Source organism: Stappia taiwanensis, assembly GCF_014635285.1.
Lineage (GTDB): Bacteria > Pseudomonadota > Alphaproteobacteria > Rhizobiales > Stappiaceae > Stappia > Stappia taiwanensis.
This window is the reverse complement of sequence record NZ_BMCR01000005.1, coordinates 294,431-309,759: the sequence shown is the minus strand read 5'-3', so window position 1 is coordinate 309,759 and position 15,329 is coordinate 294,431. Positions and strand designations below refer to the sequence as shown.

Below are 15,329 nucleotides of genomic sequence, written 5' to 3'. Positions count from 1 at the left end.
CTTCGTTGAGGAACAGGCTAACCCAAAATCGGGAACATCTCAGGGGAGCAGGTCAATCTCAGCGGTCTAGGTATCTTTGCCACTCTCCGGGGCATCAATCACGCTATTGATCGCCATCGAGAAGGCATCGACAAGGCCGAGGCGATTGAGGAAGGTATCGGCGTCGCTGTGACCGGCACTATGAAGGCGACCGTGGACTTAGCCGAGATGGGTTACAAAGTCGCGACGTCGCGTCCGAGCCGCTTCTTGGGACGTCAGGTTGTTAAGGTCGGACAGGGGATCGGCCGACGGATCGATGCGGCAGAAGAACGTGCGCGTCAGAAAGAAGAAGCCGAGAAGAAGCAATCTTGACTGCCAGCGGAGGGCATCGCCACGGAATGTCGCGGCCCGCAGAACCCAGATTGAAAGCGCCAAGAGTTGATCGGCATCGCGGTTACTAAGAAGAAGGCTGTTTCCCAGCCCGTTGGAATTGAGCCAGTTGGCTTTCCTGATCGTCAGGGCCATTCATTGAAAAAAACAATGACTTAGCGGCTGGAGAACGTTGAATCCCGGTCTCGTTCCCTCCGCCATTCCCGCCGATTGTGCGACATTCTACTCTCCCGGTCTGATGGTCGCTTTGTGGGTGGAGTTGCCATTCGGCTAATCGCGCAGCCACGGCGTTTCACTCACCGCAAGCAGTAAGCCTTCTGGACTGAGAAAGCGCGTCACGCTCTGGCCCCAAGGCTCTTGCCTGTTGGAAATCAGCAGATCATAGCCACGTGCCAGCAGCCCTTCGGTGGCGACAGCGATATTCTCCACATCGAACTCCAGCCATGCCTGTGGTGTTGGCAGGTCTGTCGGCCATTCATCACGACCAAAGCAGGATTGCGCGGCCTGCGAGAGCGGCCAAAGTGCAAAATGCCTGCAGCCCTTTAACTCGCCGTCCTCGGTCGAAAGATAGTCAGTGTTGTCGCCGTATGGTTTGAGTGGCAGGCCAAGTATATCTGCATAAAGCCCCCGACTTTGAGTCGCGTCTGTGGTTATAGGGCCAAAACCAGCCACAAAGAGCACACCAATTTCTGACAACCCCTGCTCCATAGCTGCTGGCTCAATCATGCACTAACCCCCTGCGGTATTTTATCGCGAACTCGGGCCGACATTAGCTTTTAAAGCACTGAGGTCCAAGGCCCATTCAGGGCTCCAAGCCGTTGTAGGCGGCAAGGCGTTCGGAAGGAACACGGATTGAGCGTACCTGTAGCGCGCAAGATCAAATGGCAACAGAAATTACGTGGCAAAGCGGTGCAATCGGCCCCCTGCGAGCGCGTGACGGCCGCTAGTCGATAATCCCCTCGGCCCGCATGATATGTTCAGCCAGGCCCGCAGTGCGAACTGCCCGGCTTATGCCGGATAAAAGCGCCTTTGCTTACCGCCCTCTCAATTGCCTCCCACGTGATCGGTTCGAGCGCATCGTGTTTCAGGCAGTATGCTTCCAAGCGGTCGGTCTCGATATCGATCTGACAGTGCTCTGCCGCGCCGATATAGAACGCCACCGTCTCCAGGCGCTTCATGGTGGTGGCGTCCGGCATGACGGATGCGACACCCACACTCAGGACGGTGGCGCTGACGGCGCCGGCAATCGCTTATCCAAAGCTCATGGCTTTCAAGCCCCTTTTCCGGGTGCACTAAGGGCATGTGGATGGGCGGGGTGTCGCCCTACAGCTAGCGCGTCGAGAACAGGAAGCTCGTGGTCGAGGAGGAGCACGCCGAGCATGTCCGCTGGATCTTCGCCCGCTTCCTCGAGATCGGGTCGGGGACGGAACTGGCGCGCGGGGTCGCGCAACGCGGCATCCGCACGCCGCGCGGCGAGCACGACACGATCATAGACCGTGACATGTGGGGTAAGGTCCACGTCATACTTCAGGGGAGCCCCCGCAAGCGCTCTGCGGACCCGCGCCGAGACGCCCGCGCTCCTGAGGGGCTGCTATTCGGGCCTGATGGCGCCGCCTTCTCGCCGCCACATACCCGCAAGGGTGACAGGCTCTACCGCTACGATGTCAGCCAGACGGTGCCGAAGCATGGTGCCGGTTCGTGTCCGGTCGGCCGTGTGCCAGCAGGTGAAGTCGAGACCGCCGTCATGACCAGCTGCGCGCCGTGTTCCGCCAGCCAGAGATCGTCGCGGGGACGTGGAAGGCGGCACGCGGCCACGCCGATGACCTCACCGAGGCCGACGCTAGCGTGGCCCTGCAGCAACTCGACCCGTTGTGGGATGAGCTGTTCCCCGCCGAGCAGGCGCGCATCGTGGCGCTGCTGGTTGACGCGTGGAAATTGGCACGGACAGCACTTTGGTCACGGCGTTGGCGCGCGCGTTTCGGTGGAAGCGGCTGCTGGAGTCGGGCCAGTTCTCCACCATTGCCGAACTGGCCGAGCGCGAGGGGATCGCGCCGTCCTACATGACCCGCGTTCTTCGTCTGACGCTACTTGCGCCCGACATCGTCGAGGCGATCCTGGACGGGAAGCAGCCGTCGCAGGTGACGATGGCGCGGGTGCTGGAGCCGTTCCCGATGGAGTGGCAGCAGCAAGCACTTCACTTCTAACAGTGCGCGTCATTGCCGGTCGAGCCAGAGTAGAGGCTCGCTCGGCTGAAGCGAGAGCCCTGGGCATGGTGAAAGCGCAGGTCGGTTCGCAAGTAACACGGGCTGCATGAAATGACGGCCACACCGAGGCCTAAAGGCTTCATTGCGAATGATGCGACCTCACGGAAGCGATACCTTTTTCGATTGCGTCGATAACTTCGGGATCAAGCCTGCGAGGCTCGAGCCATGCTCTGGGATCCTCGGCCAGAAGCGGGCTGCGGCCGGCGACGTAGTCGTAGGCGTCGCGCGCGGCCTGCTCATTCGAAAGGCCCGCATGGGCGATGGCAAGCAGCGCGTGGCTCAGCGCCGATCCGTCCGCGACGGCACGTTCGGCGTTGACGAGCATGTCGTCCCATTCCTCCTTCATCATGTGGTCCATCGCAATCATGTGGAAATAGAAAGGGGCCGGCGCCAGGGACAGGTCGATCGCGCGTTCGAGGAGGGGGACGGCCTTATCGAAGCTGCCGACCATTCCGTAGCGGTAGCCCAGGTTGGCCAGCACGGCCGGATCGTTGGGGTTTTCCTCGACGGCCCGCTGCGCGAAGGCGATGGATCGGTCGAGATCCCCGGCGTATTGCTCTATATGCGACATCGCCTGCAGGGCATCGGTGTCGCTGGGGTTGATGTCCAGTGCACGCAGAGCCGCCGCGCGCGCATGGGCGAAGGCTTCGTCCCGCGTGCGCTCGCTGTCGTGGCCGAACCGCGCCGCATCGTTACGCAGATAGGCGAGCATGGCCCAGGCCCGTCCGTAATTCGGCTCGTCCAGAACCGTTTGCTCGAGGCAGTCGCGCGCCGCCTGATACGCCTCGCTGCGATAGGTGCGCCGGTAGATCTGCGCGCTGGCGACGCAGGCGAAGCCGCGCAGGCTGGGGTCGCTGCCGTCAGCCGCAAGCGTTTGGCGTATGTCGCGCATGGCATGGCCGTATTGCTGGCCGACAACCGCGGCAATCTCGCCCGCTATCGCGTCCTGGATATCGGTAAGGCTACGACCTTCTGCCCCTTCGATGAAGCGGTCGCTCCAGAGGACCTGGCCGTCGCGGCGCCGGACGAGTTCGGCGCGAACGAGCACCTCATCCGTTTCGCGCCAGACGGTCCCCGATACCGTGAAGTCCGTGTTCGGCGCTTCCTCCGCGCCTGTCGCAATCGCCGGGTCGGCGTCACCAGAGGCGGCCATCAGGTGGACCCGCAGATCCGGGAACCTGAGCAAGGATGCGGCCAGCTCATGGGAAAGGCCGGAGGCGAGCAGTGTCGAGAGGTCATCGGCGCTGCGGGTATCGAAGCCTTCCATAAGGATCTTCACCCCGCCCACTGGCACGGCCGCTGCGTCTTGCGACGGAATGCTCACAGGGCGTTTCGCCATGACGATGGCAAGAAGCGCGAGGACGAGTATGCCTGCGCCCGCCGTCGCGTGCAGGGGGCGCCAGCGGCGGGATGCCGGGGTTGCCGGCATCGGCGGGGCCTCTGTGTCAGCTGACGGGGGCGTATCCGGCCTTGCCGGGCGGGTGACGGCCTCGGGGCGGGCGAGCGCTGCGTTCCCGGTCGCCTGCGCGGCAAACTTCGGCACGTATGCCCCCTTGGGGATGCTGATGCGGATCGGGTCGTTCTGTCCGGCGTCAGCGTAGTAGTTGTCGAGATCGCGGCGCAGCTTGCGAGCCTCGAGGCGCACCACGGGGTCGGCTTGCTGGTCGAAATCCGCGCCCCTGTCGAAGACAGCCATGGCGATCGTCGTCGCCTTGATCCCGGACGCACGCCCGGCCAGCGCCTCGTCCACCACGAAGGCGAGCATGTCGCGCCGGCGATCGCTTGCCTGGAACTCGGGGAAGGCAAGGATTCGCGCGAGTTGCTTGCGTATCTCACCTTCGGAAAACGCCGTGCGAGCGAATGAGTCGGATATCGACATCGAGCGAGGTTTCTCCGGACACGCTTCGGAACATGCGATCTTAATGATATTTGACAGGAAGTTAACAGCCGCTCGCCCCGCGTGACCACAAGTTGCAACATGTTCCAACGTGTCGCCGCCCGCCGCGACCATGCTGAGTGGTCGGCGGGAGTGCTCCGATGGCCGACGCGTATCTGCAAAAACTGATCTGGCGGTTTCCGCGACTGGAACATTCCATCCTCGCGCTGCACCGCGACGATCCGGATTTCCGCTCGATCTGCGAGGAACTGGCGATCGCGGACACAGCGCGTGAGCGGTGGAAGGACCTGCCCGAGCGCGCCGACGAATACGAGAAGATCTTCGAGAGGCTGCAGGACGAGTTCCTCGATCATCTGGACAGGAAAATGCGCGCGGCCTTCGTGGAGCCGTTCAAGCAAAGGATGAAAGACGATGGCCGGAATACTTGACGGGATCAAAGTGGTCGAGGTCGCCTCGATGGCGGCCGCGCCGAACGCGACGGTAATCCTGGCGGATCTCGGAGCCGAGGTGATCAAGGTGGAACCCCTGGGCGGCGACCCTTGGCGGTTCGGGCACATGACGCCGGGCCTGCCGCCATCGAAAGTGGCCTGGACCACCTACATCCAGAACCGAACCAAGAAATCGGTCGCGCTCAACCTCAAGAAGCCCGAGGCGCAGGATGCGCTCAACAAACTCGTGGCGACCGCGGACGTGTTTCTGACGAACTCGCCGCGACCGGTGCAGAAAGCGCTGAACCACACCTACGAGGACATCAAGGCGGTCAACCCGAAAATCGTCTATGCCTCGATCAACGGCTTCGGCCTCAAAGGGCCCGACAAGAACGCGCCGGGCTTCGACGCGACCGCCTGGTATGCGCGCACCGGCGTGATGGAGGAGTTGCGCCCCAAGGAGGGCGACCCCGTCGCCCTGCCAGTGGGGCTCGGCGATCTCGGCACGGCGTCGACGCTCGCCGGCGCGGTGCTTGGCGGCCTTTTCCACCGGGAGCGGACGGGGCAGGGCTCGGAAGTGTTCACCTCGCTCATGCATAACGGGCTCTGGGCCAATGGCTGCATGATGCAGGCCGCCCTCGTCGGCACGCCGCCGATGCCGAAGTTTTACATCGACGAGTGGCCCAACCCGGTCACCGGCGGGCGCTTCAAGACGAAGGACGGCCGCTACGTGATCATCGTGGAGCTCAATCCCGACAATATCGGAAACCTGCGCGATGCCTTTGGGGCCGATCACCTGAAGGGCGACGAACGCTTCGCCACGCCGCAAGCCCGTCTGAAGAACGCGAAGGCCTTATACGACGAGATGCAGGGCATCGTGGCGCAACACGACCTCGAAACTGTGCGAAAGCGCCTGTCGGAGTTCGGCGCGAACTTCAGCGTCGTGCAGACGACCGAGGAATGCACCCGCGACGAACACATGATCGCCAATGGCTGCTTCCCGGAGGTGGCAGGGGCCGACGGCATCCGGACGGTCGACAGCCCGATGCACATCATGGCCGAGGGCGTGGAGCGGGTCGCCCCGCAGGCGCCGCCTGCCGTGGGCGAACACACGGTGTCGGTACTGACCGCCGCAGGCTTCAGCGAAGACGAGATCAAGGCGATGGCCGAGGCGAAGGCGGTCGGTTTGCCGAAGTAGTCGGCCCGAAGCGCACATTGCCCGATGCCATCGAGAAATCGAAAGGGCGAAACATGAACGATGAGAGCAAGTTTTTCGAAGACTTTGAAATTGGCGACTCATATATGACCGCCGGCCGCACGATCACCGAGACCGACATTGTGATGCACGCGATGCATTCCGGCGACTTCATGCCCCACCACACCGACGAGGAATTCGCAAGTTCGCAGCCGATCAAACACCGGATCGCGCACGGCAATCTGACCTTCGTGATCAGTACCGGGTTGATCTTTCAATCGCAGGGAATGAACCCCAACGTGATGAACTATGGCTACGGCAAAATCCGCTATCCCGGCCTTGTCTACATCGGCGACACGATCAAGACCGAGGTCACGGTCGCTGACAAGAAGGACGCCAAGCAGCCGACCCACGGTGTGCTGACGCAGACCGAGACCACCACCAACCAGAGTGGTGAGACGGTGTGCTTCGTCGAGCACCTGCTCTACGTCAGGAAGAAGAATGCTTGACCATCGCAAGACGCCGAGGACAAAGCATTGACCCTGCCCTCCGACCGCAGGACCGCCTCGAAGGGGGACGCGTTTCGTGGCATGAGCGTGACGTGGCTGCTCGATCAATGGGTGGCACGCCAGCCCGACAAGCCCTTCGTCGTCTGGGCCCCGTTCGAGGGCGACGTACGCCGCTGGAGCTACGCCGAGATGGCGCGCGAGGCACGGCGCTTCGCGGCGGGGCTCCACGCCCGGGGCGTGCGTGCGGGCGATTTCGTGTTGATGCATCTCGATAACGGGCCGGAATTCCTCGGTGCCTGGCTGGGCTGTGCTTATCTCGGCGCGGTGCCGGTGACGACGAACACGCGGTCGGTGGCGGAAAACGTCCATTACTTCGCCGAGCTGATGCAGCCCGCCTGCGCCATCACCCAGCCCTCGCTGGCGCCGCTCGTCCGGGAGGCCTGCGGGGCCGGCACGGCGATGATCGTGACGGGCGATCCCAACACCGCCTATGATGCGGCCGCCCTGGGCGCGACCTCGCTGGCAGAGGTCTTTTCCGACGGCCCGCTCCCGGACCTGCCCGCCGATCATCTCCGCAATTTCGCCGTGCAGTTCACATCCGGCACGACCTCGCGACCAAAGCCCACGGTCTGGACCCACGCGAACGCGCTTTGGGGCGCCCGGACGATCGCCATGAACCTGCGGCTACGGCGCGAGGACGTGACGCTGCTTTATTTGCCGCTCTTTCATGCCAATGCGCAGGTGACGTTCTTCTCTGCCCTCTGGGCGGGCAACACCATCGTCGTGCATCCGCGCTTTTCCGCCTCGCGGTTCTGGGACACCTGCGCCGCCCATGGTGTGACCTGGGTATCGAGGATCCCGTTTGCGTTCAAGGCGCTCAAGGGGCGGCCGGTGCCCGAGCACAAGGTACACACGCTGATCGGGCTTGCGCGCCTGCCGGAGGCGGAGGCCGAGTTCGGTGCCCGCACCATGGCGCTCTGGGGGATGACGGAAACGGGGACAGCCGCGATCATGACCGATGCCGATCATCCGGGGCCGCCCGGAACGATGGGCCGGGCGCTGCCGCAATACGATGTCGAGATCCGCAAGCCCGATGGCACCATGGCGGGGCCGGGCGAGGAAGGCCTGCTTTACATTCGCGGCGAGCGGGGCGTGTCGCTCTTCAGGGAATATTACCGGCAGCCCGACAAGACCGAGGATGCCTTCGACGCCAGCGGCGCGCTGGATACCGGCGATATCGTCCGGATCGACGCCGAGGGCTGGCTCTACTTCGTCAACCGCGACAAGGACATGCTGCGCGTCGGCGGCGAGAACGTCGCGGCGCTCGAGATCGAGACCGTGATCGCGGGCACCGGGCTCGTGCTTGAATGCGCCGTGGTGGCTCAGAAGCATCACATGCTGGGCGACGTACCGGTGGCCTTCGTTTCGGCGAACGCCGACGGCCAAGCGCTGGCGAAGGACGAACTGCGCGACCGTATCCTCAGCGGCTGCCGAGAAAACCTTGCCGACTTCAAGATGCCGCGCGCGGTGCATGTGGTCGATGACTTTCCCCGCTCCACGCTGGACCGGATTTCGAAGAAAGAGCTGCGCGATCGCCTCGACCCGGTCGAGGCCGAGTGACCGCGGGACGGTGACCATAGCAGCGCCCAAGACGCTGCAAGACAGGAGGTGCCCCGATGGGTTGGGGTGACATTTTCGTACTTCTCTTCGTGACCATCGGCCCGGTGCGAGCGTCGCTCGTCTATCTCGGACTGACCAAGTCCGCCGACGCGGACCTCAAGCGCGTCATCGCCTTTCGCACGGTGACCGTCTCCACGGTCATCTGCATCATTTTCGCGCTGGTCGGCGCCGCCATTCTCGCGGGTCTCAAGGTCAGCACGGAGGCGCTGCTGATCGCGGGCGGCATCATCCTTCTGCTCTTCGCACTGAACCTGATCCTGGGTGAGGACAAGGAGCAGACCTCGGACGGGCCGCCGCCGGCGCCTTCGATCGATGTGGCCACCTTTCCGCTTGCCGTGCCGCTCATGGCGTCGCCGCAGGGCCTTGTCGCCATCGTGGCCATTGAGGGCACTCTGGCCGGCGCAGCGGACGGCGGGATCTTCCTGGCGATGATCCTCGCGATGATGGCGATCAACCTCGGCTTCCTTCTCGCCGCCGACAAGATCTTCGCCAAGATCCCGCCCGCGATCCTCAAGATTTTCTTGCGCATCGTCGGGCTGCTGCTCTGCGCGCTTGCGGTGCAACTGGTGATCTTCGGCCTCGACGGGCTTGGCCTGATCCCGAACCCGGATGTCGATCTGAACGCCTGAGACAAACCTGCTGCCCCCAACCGCCAAAAGGAGGAAGAAGATGGCCGAGTATGAGTACGTTTTGACGGAAACGCGCGGGAATGTGGGCATCGTGACCTTCAACCGCCCCGATGCGCTGAACGCGCTCAACGAACAGGTGGCGCAGGAGGTGACCGATGCGCTTCTGGCCTTCGATGCCGACCACAGCATCGGCTGCATGGTGCTCGCGGGCGGCGACAAGGCGTTCTGCGCCGGTGCCGACCTGAAATGGATCGCCAGCCAGGATTTCGAGAGCGCCTACCTGACCGACCTCGCGGCCTACATGGACAAGGTCACGGCGTGCCGCAAACCGGTCATCGCCGCCGTGCGCGGCTTTGCCTTCGGTGGCGGGACCGAGATATCGCTGATGTGCGACATGATCATCGCCGACACGACCGCACAGTTTGGCCTGACAGAGGTCACGCTGGGCGTGATCCCCGGGGCCGGCGGCCCCGCGCGTATCACCCGTGCCGTCGGCAAGGCCAAGGCCATGTACTACGTGCTGACCGGTAAGACGTTCGGCGCGGAAGAGGCGGAACGGATCGGCATGATCACGGCGGTGGTCGAGGATGGCACGCATCTCGACGAAGCGCTCAAGATCGCCTCGAGAATCGCGGCGAATCCGCGCCTGGCAGTCCTTGCGGGCAAGGAGTCTGTGAATCAGCAGGCGGAAACCCCGCTGATCCCCGGCCTGAAGCTCGAGCGCCGTCTCTTCCACGGGCTTTTCAGCACGCCGGACCAGAAGGAAGGCATGGCCGCCTTCGCCGAAAAGCGAAAGCCGGATTACCGGAAATACTGAAACTGGAGCGAAGGGACATGGGGGACGTCTTCGTCGATGCATCTGAGGGGGGCGGACCGGTCCTGGTCAATCGTTCGCTTGCCCCGATCGCTTCCGATGGCGGCATGCGCGTTGCGATTGCGGACGGCCGGATCGGGGCGAGAGGTGACACCGGGACGCAAGGAAGCATCTCCAGCCAAGCAAAGTGCCTGGTCGGAGCGGGCACCGATGTTGCCTGGTGGAAATTGTCCCGCAGCGCGGGCTACCTCGGCAGCCGGGCTTCGGCTGGGACGGTGTCGCGCGGGATGCACGGCGTGACGACAAAACGCGCGATCGGGGTGCTGTCGATCATTGGCCTTCTGTTCGGTTCCGTCCCGGCTCTGGCGGACACCATCGGCCGTCCGGAAGCGAGGACCACGGATCTGAGTGCCGAGCCGTTGCAAGGCCCGGATTCCGCGGATGCGATCCTGCGCAGGGACCGGCAGGAGAAGGCGGACGTGCTGGACCAGAATCTCCTTGAGAACTGGGAGGAGTGGAAAGCCGGGATCCGCGACCGCACGGGATTGAGCTTTGGCGCCGATTACACCGCGGCCGGCTTCGTCGCCACGGAAAGCCTGGGCGACGATTACGCGGCGGGCGGGATCGCCCGCTTTTTCGGCTCCTTCGACCTCGTGAACCGGGACGGACCGAATACGGGGCGCCTGGAGTTCAAGATCGAGCATCGGCATTCCTACACCGACACGCCGCCCATCCTATTCGGCGCGGCGCTCGGCTATGCCGGCACGCCGCAGCCCGTCTTCAACGAGGACGGCTTTCGCACCACCACGCTTTACTGGCGTCAGGACGCCTTTGACGACCGCGCGGTGTTCCGGATCGGCTTTCTCGATGTGAAGGAATACTTCAACGTCTACGCGCTCGCGAGCCCCTGGACGGGCTTTCAGAACCTTGCATTCTCGACCGGCTCGAACACCATGAGCGTATTGCCCGACGGCGCCTTCGGCGTCATGGCCGGCGGCTACCTGACGGACAGCGTCTACCTTGCCGCCGGGATCGTGGACCGGAACACCGATCCATCCGCGGTTTTCGACGGTTTTGATACGTTCTTTAACGATTTCGAGACGTTCCGGACGGCGGAAATCGGATTTACATCGGGCGGGCAGCGGCTTTTCGTCGACAACGCGCACATCGCCTTCTGGGAGATGGACGCGAGCAATGCGACGGGCGCGCAAGGAGGGCGCGGTGTGAACGTTTCGATGTCATCGCTCGTGGGGGCGAACTGGCTCCCCTTCCTCCGAGGCGCGTGGGCCGAGGGGGGCGGCGGGGTGTTTGAGGCGTCCGTCAGCGCGGGTTTCGGCTATCTGGACCAGCCGGGCGGCAATCTGCTTGGCATAGGGCTGAACTGGGGGCGGCCCAACTCCGACACTTTCCCCGTCGATCTATCGGACCAGTGGACCGCCGAGGGCTTCTACCGGGTCCAGTTCGCCGAAAACATCCAGATCACCCCCAGCTTGCAACTGCTTGTCGACCCCGCTCTAAATCCGAAGGACGATTTCATTGCCGTGTTCGGTCTGCGCGCGCGGGCGACCTTCTGAGCTCTTGTGCGTCCGAGGAACGAGCGGACCGCGCGGCATCGACCGAAGTGAAACCACAGGCCGTGTGCCGCACTTTTATGTGCGACTGCTCACCGGAACGCACGCGCGTGAATTGTGCGGGCGCGAGGTTTGGGCGTCTTTTGCAAAGACTTAACATTGTCAGCATTTCTGCTTGAAACACTTTTTTCATAAAGATCATGATGGGTCGTTTGATTGTTCTATTTGTGTTCGTTCTGATGAAGTATAATAATTCGAATTGCTCATATAGTGTTACTAAAAGTCATTTATTTTAAATTTCTTGTGGTCAAATAAAAAGATCTTGCGAATTCATGGGGTTTGGAGAATGTCGGCCCTAGGATTCAGATCCATAAAGTGCCTATGCAAGTCATTTGATTCCTGATTCCAACTCCTGAACAGGAGTTTGGTGACGTCTGGTGGTCGTTGGGTCGATGCGCCGGATCGTGGACTTGTCGCGAGGAGGTTCTGACAACCGGATCGCCAGATCACAATCTTCGGCGACGACATCCACGAGGCTGTCGGTGAGCATGACTGAGAGTTCGATGCTTGGATACGCAAGCCTGAAGCTGCTCAATAGTTTCGGCAAGAGTCGCAGTCCGAAAGACGTGGGGGCATTGATCGACAGCCTTCCGCGATGCGGCTGCATGTCCGGTCCAACTCGTCCCTGACATTGTCGAACGCTTCGACAACCGGCCGATAGCGCGCCGCAACGAGAGCGCCCGCGGAGGTCAGCGAGACTTGCCGCGTCGTGCGGACAAGCAGCTGCTGACCGAGATCCTGTTCTAGCCGGGCGATGACGCGTGTGATGGAAGCCGGCGTCATGCGAAGGGACTTGGCTGCCGCAGTAAAGCTCTTTTGGATGTTCTCGAGCCAGCCTCAGCCTGACCTCTCCACACAAACAACGGAGGAGCCAATGTCCATGCTTGAAGTTCTTACCCCTCAGAACAGCCAGCGGATCTTCATCGATCACCAGCCGCAGACGCCGACGCGCTGGTGATGCTGCGCCGCCACGCCACTTCCGCCGGCGAGCCCTGGCTGGTCCGTCAATGCGATGTTCGCCAGCCCGGGAGAGCGTCAGGGAGCGCTGGTGCCCGCCAAAACCGAAATGCGCGCCTGCCACGACGGCTGTTCGAACGGCTGCGGCCTGCATGGATACCCATCCAGGGAACTCCGAGACCCGCCTTGGTCCGCTCGTAAACCTCCGCCAGGTCCCCCGTTGCGGCGTATTCCGGCACCGGATGGATGGCCGGGATCGCGTCCGGTTTCACGCGCCGCAGGTCAGGCATCGGCCAGGCCTTGCGGCAGGCTCTCGCTCCACTTCCGAAGCTCATCGAGAAACCCCAGCGCCGTGCGGCCCAGATCGGTGATCTGGTACTGTACCGAAACCGGGGCCGTATCCATGACCTCCCGCTGCACAAGCCCTTGCGCTTCGAGTTGGCGCAGCCGTTCGGCAATCATCTTCTTCGATGCCCCGCCGACCATCCGGGCAAGATCGTTGAACCGCACCGGCCCGTCCTTCAGGTGCCACAGGATCGAGCCCGTCCACTTGCCGCCGATGATCCGCATGCCGCGTTCGATGGCGCAGGGTTCAATGCAGGGGTCATGAACGTGCCGGCGCCCTTTCGCGTCCTCCACCACTTTGGCTTCCACCGCAAGCCTCTCCTGTAAGGTTACTAAAAGTATACTGGTTGATTTCCGTTCCCGGAGTGAGCAACTTCGCCTCGAGATGACCGGGAGTCAACCGGCCGAGAACTCGAAAACAAGGACAGACACCATGAGCAACATCCTGATCCTGAACGGCGCCCAGCCCTATCCCTTCGCTCCCGGCCGGCTGAACGCCACGCTGGCGGTCCGCGCGAAAGACCGACTGGAGGCGCAAGGTCACGCCGTGCGCCTGACCACGGTGGCCGAAGGTTATGACGTCGAGGCGGAGGTGGAGAACCACCGCTGGGCCGACACCGTCATCATGCAGTTCCCGGTGAACTGGATGGGCGTGCCATGGTCGTTCAAGAAGTACATGGATGAGGTCTATACCGTCGGGATGGACGGTCGGCTGACTGTGGGCGACGGGCGCATCGCTGAAGCGCCCAAGGCGAACTACGGCATGGGCGGCGCGCTCGCCGGCACGCGCTACATGCTTTCGGCGACGCTCAACGCCCCCGCCGAGGCGTTCGACGACCCTGCGGAGCCGTTCTTCGCGGGCCTGTCTCTAGACGACCTGCTGCGGCCGGCGCATCTCAACGCAAAGTTTTTCGGCATGTCGCCGCTGCCCACTTTCGGCGCTTTCGACGTGATGAAGAACCCCGAAATCGAATCCGATCTCGCCCGCTTCGACGCGCATCTGGCCGCTGTGTTCCCCGACGCGCGGACCGAAGCCGCCGCCTGAGCGCATGCCGGATTGCCGCAAAGAAACCTGACGGAGCGACGCAGATGACCCAGCCGGACATCCACCTCTACACCGCCGCGACGATGAACGGCTACAAGCCGGTGATCTTCCTCGAGGAGGCCGGGGTCCCCTACGGCCTGACCTTCATCGACTTATCGAAGCAGGAGCAGAAGGCGCCTGACTATCTGAAGCTGAACCCGAACGGGAAGATCCCGACCATCGTCGATCGCGACGAGGGTCGGCCGATCTTCGAGTCCGGTGCAATCCTCTGGCACCTTGCGAACAAGTACGGGAAGTTCCTTTCGGACGACCCCGTGGCGCGGTCCGAGACACTTCAGTGGCTGTTTTTCCAGGTAGGACATGTCGGGCCGATGATGGGTCAGGCGATGTATTTCCAGCGCATCGCCGCGCCCAACGGCCATGAGGAGCCGTTCTCGATCAAGCGCTACGTGGACGAAAGTCGCCGCCTGCTGGAGGTGCTCGACACGCGGCTCGCGGGTCGGGACTTCCTGGTGGATGACTACTCGATCGCCGACATGGCGGTTTATCCTTGGGCAAGGGCCTATCCATGGGCGCGGGTCGGGATCGACGGTCTAGCCAACCTCAAGGGCTGGTTCGACCGGATCGACGCCCGGCCGGCGGTGCGGAAGGCGCTGACCATTCCCAAGGCGCAGCCCGCCTTCTGGGGCGACGCCGACGAGTCGGAGTTCCTGAAGGAGAACGCGGCCCGCTTCGCGTCCGACGTGAAGACGGCCTGACCGCCCGGTGCGAACCGGCGGCTCGCGCAGGCGGGGGGGGGCGCAGCTGCCGAAGCCCCGCTCCGCCGTGTTCGGCGGGGGCGACGTGGAGGCGGTGGCCGCTGCCAACGCCGCGAACTACAAGGAGTGACGACATGACCGACAAGTCGCCGATCCGCGTGGACATCGTCTCGGACGTTGTCTGCCCCTGGTGCGTCATCGGCTACCACCAGCTCGCGAAGGCCGTGGAGGAGACGGGTATCGCCGTGGAGATCCACTGGCACCCGTTCGAGCTGAACCCGCGCATGGCCGAGGAGGGCGAGAACCTTCGCGAGCACCTCGCCGCGAAATACGGCACCACGCCGGAGGGCTCGCGCAAGGCGCGTGCGCGGCTGACCGAGATGGGCGCCGTGCTCGGCTTCGAGTTCAACTACGCCGACGACATGCGCATGTGGAACACCTTCCGCGCGCACCAGCTCATCGACTGGGCCGAGGAGCAGGGCAGGGCGCACGCGGCGGAGCTCGCCCTGTTCGCGGCCTTCTTCACCCGCCGCGAGAACCTCGCGGATCCGACGGTCCTGGCGGACGTGGCGGCCGAGATCGGCCTCGACCGGGACGCCGCGCGGGCGATGCTGGAGGGGGGCGAGCGCGCCGAGCGCGTGCGGGAGCGGGAGACCTTCTGGCTCGAGCGCGGCGTGCAGGGCGTGCCGGCGATGATCTTCGAGCAGCGGCACCTCGTCACCGGCGCGCAGGGAGAGGAGACCTACGCCCGCATCCTGAACCAGCTCAGCGCCGTGAAGGCGGCCTGATCCACGGTGCCGACGAAGGA

At 63.5% G+C, this 15,329-nt stretch carries 18 protein-coding genes; 11 read left to right on the top strand and 7 right to left on the bottom strand.

Annotated features, from left to right (window positions below):
• Window positions 1-198: 198 nt before the first annotated feature.
• The 3 genes from IEV83_RS14110 to IEV83_RS14100 form a co-directional block, all read right to left on the bottom strand.
• Complete coding sequence (locus IEV83_RS14110; protein WP_181761771.1) at window positions 199-504, bottom strand: hypothetical protein; 306 nt, start codon at window positions 502-504, stop codon at window positions 199-201.
• 135 nt (window positions 505-639) lie between these two features.
• Window positions 640-1,095, bottom strand: a complete 456-nt coding sequence (locus tag IEV83_RS14105) for a VOC family protein (RefSeq protein WP_209003167.1) — start codon at window positions 1,093-1,095, stop codon at window positions 640-642.
• A 251-nt stretch (window positions 1,096-1,346) separates the two neighbouring features.
• Window positions 1,347-1,547: a hypothetical protein gene (locus IEV83_RS14100; protein WP_181761772.1), complete on the bottom strand. Its 201-nt coding sequence runs from the start codon at window positions 1,545-1,547 to the stop codon at window positions 1,347-1,349.
• Window positions 1,548-2,297: 750 nt separating this feature from the next.
• Between IEV83_RS14100 and IEV83_RS14095 the strand changes: the two genes are divergently transcribed.
• Complete coding sequence (locus tag IEV83_RS14095) at window positions 2,298-2,573, top strand: ParB/RepB/Spo0J family partition protein (RefSeq protein ID WP_181761773.1); 276 nt, start codon at window positions 2,298-2,300, stop codon at window positions 2,571-2,573.
• Window positions 2,574-2,712: 139 nt separating this feature from the next.
• On the opposite strand, the gene IEV83_RS14090 is transcribed toward IEV83_RS14095, so the two are convergent.
• On the bottom strand, window positions 2,713-4,512 hold the full coding sequence (locus IEV83_RS14090) for a hypothetical protein (protein WP_181761774.1): 1,800 nt from the start codon (window positions 4,510-4,512) through the stop codon (window positions 2,713-2,715).
• Window positions 4,513-4,670: 158 nt separating this feature from the next.
• Here IEV83_RS14090 and IEV83_RS14085 point away from each other — a divergent pair, with 158 nt between their 5' ends.
• The 7 genes from IEV83_RS14085 to IEV83_RS14055 all read left to right on the top strand — a co-directional run bounded on the left by IEV83_RS14085 (window position 4,671) and on the right by IEV83_RS14055 (window position 11,359).
• On the top strand, window positions 4,671-4,958 hold the full coding sequence (locus tag IEV83_RS14085; RefSeq protein ID WP_181761775.1) for a hypothetical protein: 288 nt from the start codon (window positions 4,671-4,673) through the stop codon (window positions 4,956-4,958).
• Entirely contained in the window at window positions 4,942-6,156 is a 1,215-nt protein-coding gene (locus IEV83_RS14080; RefSeq protein WP_181761776.1) for a CaiB/BaiF CoA transferase family protein, read from the top strand. Before IEV83_RS14085 ends, IEV83_RS14080 begins: the two co-directional genes overlap by 17 nt.
• A 17-nt stretch (window positions 6,157-6,173) precedes the next feature.
• Window positions 6,174-6,662 carry a MaoC/PaaZ C-terminal domain-containing protein gene (locus tag IEV83_RS14075; protein WP_209003166.1) on the top strand — a complete coding sequence of 163 codons (489 nt, stop codon included), beginning with the start codon at window positions 6,174-6,176 and terminating at the stop codon, window positions 6,660-6,662.
• A gap of 81 nt (window positions 6,663-6,743) precedes the next feature.
• Complete coding sequence (locus tag IEV83_RS14070; protein WP_181761777.1) at window positions 6,744-8,282, top strand: class I adenylate-forming enzyme family protein; 1,539 nt, start codon at window positions 6,744-6,746, stop codon at window positions 8,280-8,282.
• Window positions 8,283-8,338: 56 nt separating this feature from the next.
• Window positions 8,339-8,971, top strand: a complete 633-nt coding sequence (locus tag IEV83_RS14065) for a MarC family protein (protein ID WP_181761778.1) — start codon at window positions 8,339-8,341, stop codon at window positions 8,969-8,971.
• A 40-nt stretch (window positions 8,972-9,011) separates the two neighbouring features.
• Window positions 9,012-9,788 (top strand): enoyl-CoA hydratase-related protein, encoded by a 777-nt coding sequence (locus tag IEV83_RS14060; RefSeq protein WP_181761779.1) that lies wholly within the window; start codon window positions 9,012-9,014, stop codon window positions 9,786-9,788.
• Window positions 9,789-9,805: 17 nt separating this feature from the next.
• Window positions 9,806-11,359 (top strand): carbohydrate porin, encoded by a 1,554-nt coding sequence (locus IEV83_RS14055; RefSeq protein WP_181761780.1) that lies wholly within the window; start codon window positions 9,806-9,808, stop codon window positions 11,357-11,359.
• A 385-nt stretch (window positions 11,360-11,744) separates the two neighbouring features.
• Here the strand turns inward: IEV83_RS14055 and IEV83_RS20090 are convergent, their stop codons facing one another.
• The 3 genes from IEV83_RS20090 to IEV83_RS14045 form a co-directional block, all read right to left on the bottom strand.
• Window positions 11,745-12,023, bottom strand: coding sequence for a LysR substrate-binding domain-containing protein (locus IEV83_RS20090; protein WP_209003165.1), 279 nt, complete (start codon window positions 12,021-12,023; stop codon window positions 11,745-11,747).
• Window positions 11,948-12,199, bottom strand: a complete 252-nt coding sequence (locus IEV83_RS20085) for a LysR family transcriptional regulator (RefSeq protein ID WP_209003164.1) — start codon at window positions 12,197-12,199, stop codon at window positions 11,948-11,950. Before IEV83_RS20085 ends, IEV83_RS20090 begins: the two co-directional genes overlap by 76 nt.
• A gap of 456 nt (window positions 12,200-12,655) precedes the next feature.
• Window positions 12,656-13,027, bottom strand: a complete 372-nt coding sequence (locus IEV83_RS14045; RefSeq protein WP_181761781.1) for a winged helix-turn-helix transcriptional regulator — start codon at window positions 13,025-13,027, stop codon at window positions 12,656-12,658.
• A 124-nt stretch (window positions 13,028-13,151) separates the two neighbouring features.
• Here IEV83_RS14045 and IEV83_RS14040 point away from each other — a divergent pair, with 124 nt between their 5' ends.
• The 3 genes from IEV83_RS14040 (at window position 13,152) to IEV83_RS14030 (ending at window position 15,309) form a co-directional block, all read left to right on the top strand.
• Window positions 13,152-13,763, top strand: coding sequence for an NAD(P)H-dependent oxidoreductase (locus tag IEV83_RS14040; RefSeq protein WP_181761782.1), 612 nt, complete (start codon window positions 13,152-13,154; stop codon window positions 13,761-13,763).
• 44 nt (window positions 13,764-13,807) lie between these two features.
• Window positions 13,808-14,521, top strand: coding sequence for a glutathione S-transferase family protein (locus IEV83_RS14035; protein WP_181761783.1), 714 nt, complete (start codon window positions 13,808-13,810; stop codon window positions 14,519-14,521).
• A 134-nt stretch (window positions 14,522-14,655) separates the two neighbouring features.
• The gene (locus IEV83_RS14030) at window positions 14,656-15,309 is read left to right on the top strand and encodes a DsbA family oxidoreductase (RefSeq protein ID WP_181761784.1); all 654 of its coding nucleotides are present in this window, start codon (window positions 14,656-14,658) and stop codon (window positions 15,307-15,309) included.
• The last annotated feature ends 20 nt before the right edge of the window (window positions 15,310-15,329 follow it).

Excerpts from the sequence above, each read along its gene's own strand:
- IEV83_RS14110 (WP_181761771.1), bottom strand. The coding sequence starts at position 504 with ATGGCCCTGACGATCAGGAAAGCCAACTGGCTCAATTCCAACGGGCTG.
- IEV83_RS14105 (WP_209003167.1), bottom strand. The coding sequence starts at position 1,095 with ATGATTGAGCCAGCAGCTATGGAGCAGGGGTTGTCAGAAATTGGTGTG.
- IEV83_RS14100 (WP_181761772.1), bottom strand. The coding sequence starts at position 1,547 with ATGAAGCGCCTGGAGACGGTGGCGTTCTATATCGGCGCGGCAGAGCAC.
- IEV83_RS14090 (WP_181761774.1), bottom strand. The coding sequence starts at position 4,512 with ATGTCGATATCCGACTCATTCGCTCGCACGGCGTTTTCCGAAGGTGAG.
- IEV83_RS14085 (WP_181761775.1), top strand. The coding sequence starts at position 4,671 with ATGGCCGACGCGTATCTGCAAAAACTGATCTGGCGGTTTCCGCGACTG.
- IEV83_RS14080 (WP_181761776.1), top strand. The coding sequence starts at position 4,942 with ATGGCCGGAATACTTGACGGGATCAAAGTGGTCGAGGTCGCCTCGATG.
- IEV83_RS14070 (WP_181761777.1), top strand. The coding sequence starts at position 6,744 with ATGAGCGTGACGTGGCTGCTCGATCAATGGGTGGCACGCCAGCCCGAC.
- IEV83_RS14065 (WP_181761778.1), top strand. The coding sequence starts at position 8,339 with ATGGGTTGGGGTGACATTTTCGTACTTCTCTTCGTGACCATCGGCCCG.
- IEV83_RS14060 (WP_181761779.1), top strand. The coding sequence starts at position 9,012 with ATGGCCGAGTATGAGTACGTTTTGACGGAAACGCGCGGGAATGTGGGC.
- IEV83_RS14055 (WP_181761780.1), top strand. The coding sequence starts at position 9,806 with ATGGGGGACGTCTTCGTCGATGCATCTGAGGGGGGCGGACCGGTCCTG.
- IEV83_RS20090 (WP_209003165.1), bottom strand. The coding sequence starts at position 12,023 with ATGCAGCCGCATCGCGGAAGGCTGTCGATCAATGCCCCCACGTCTTTC.
- IEV83_RS20085 (WP_209003164.1), bottom strand. The coding sequence starts at position 12,199 with ATGACGCCGGCTTCCATCACACGCGTCATCGCCCGGCTAGAACAGGAT.
- IEV83_RS14040 (WP_181761782.1), top strand. The coding sequence starts at position 13,152 with ATGAGCAACATCCTGATCCTGAACGGCGCCCAGCCCTATCCCTTCGCT.
- IEV83_RS14035 (WP_181761783.1), top strand. The coding sequence starts at position 13,808 with ATGACCCAGCCGGACATCCACCTCTACACCGCCGCGACGATGAACGGC.
- IEV83_RS14030 (WP_181761784.1), top strand. The coding sequence starts at position 14,656 with ATGACCGACAAGTCGCCGATCCGCGTGGACATCGTCTCGGACGTTGTC.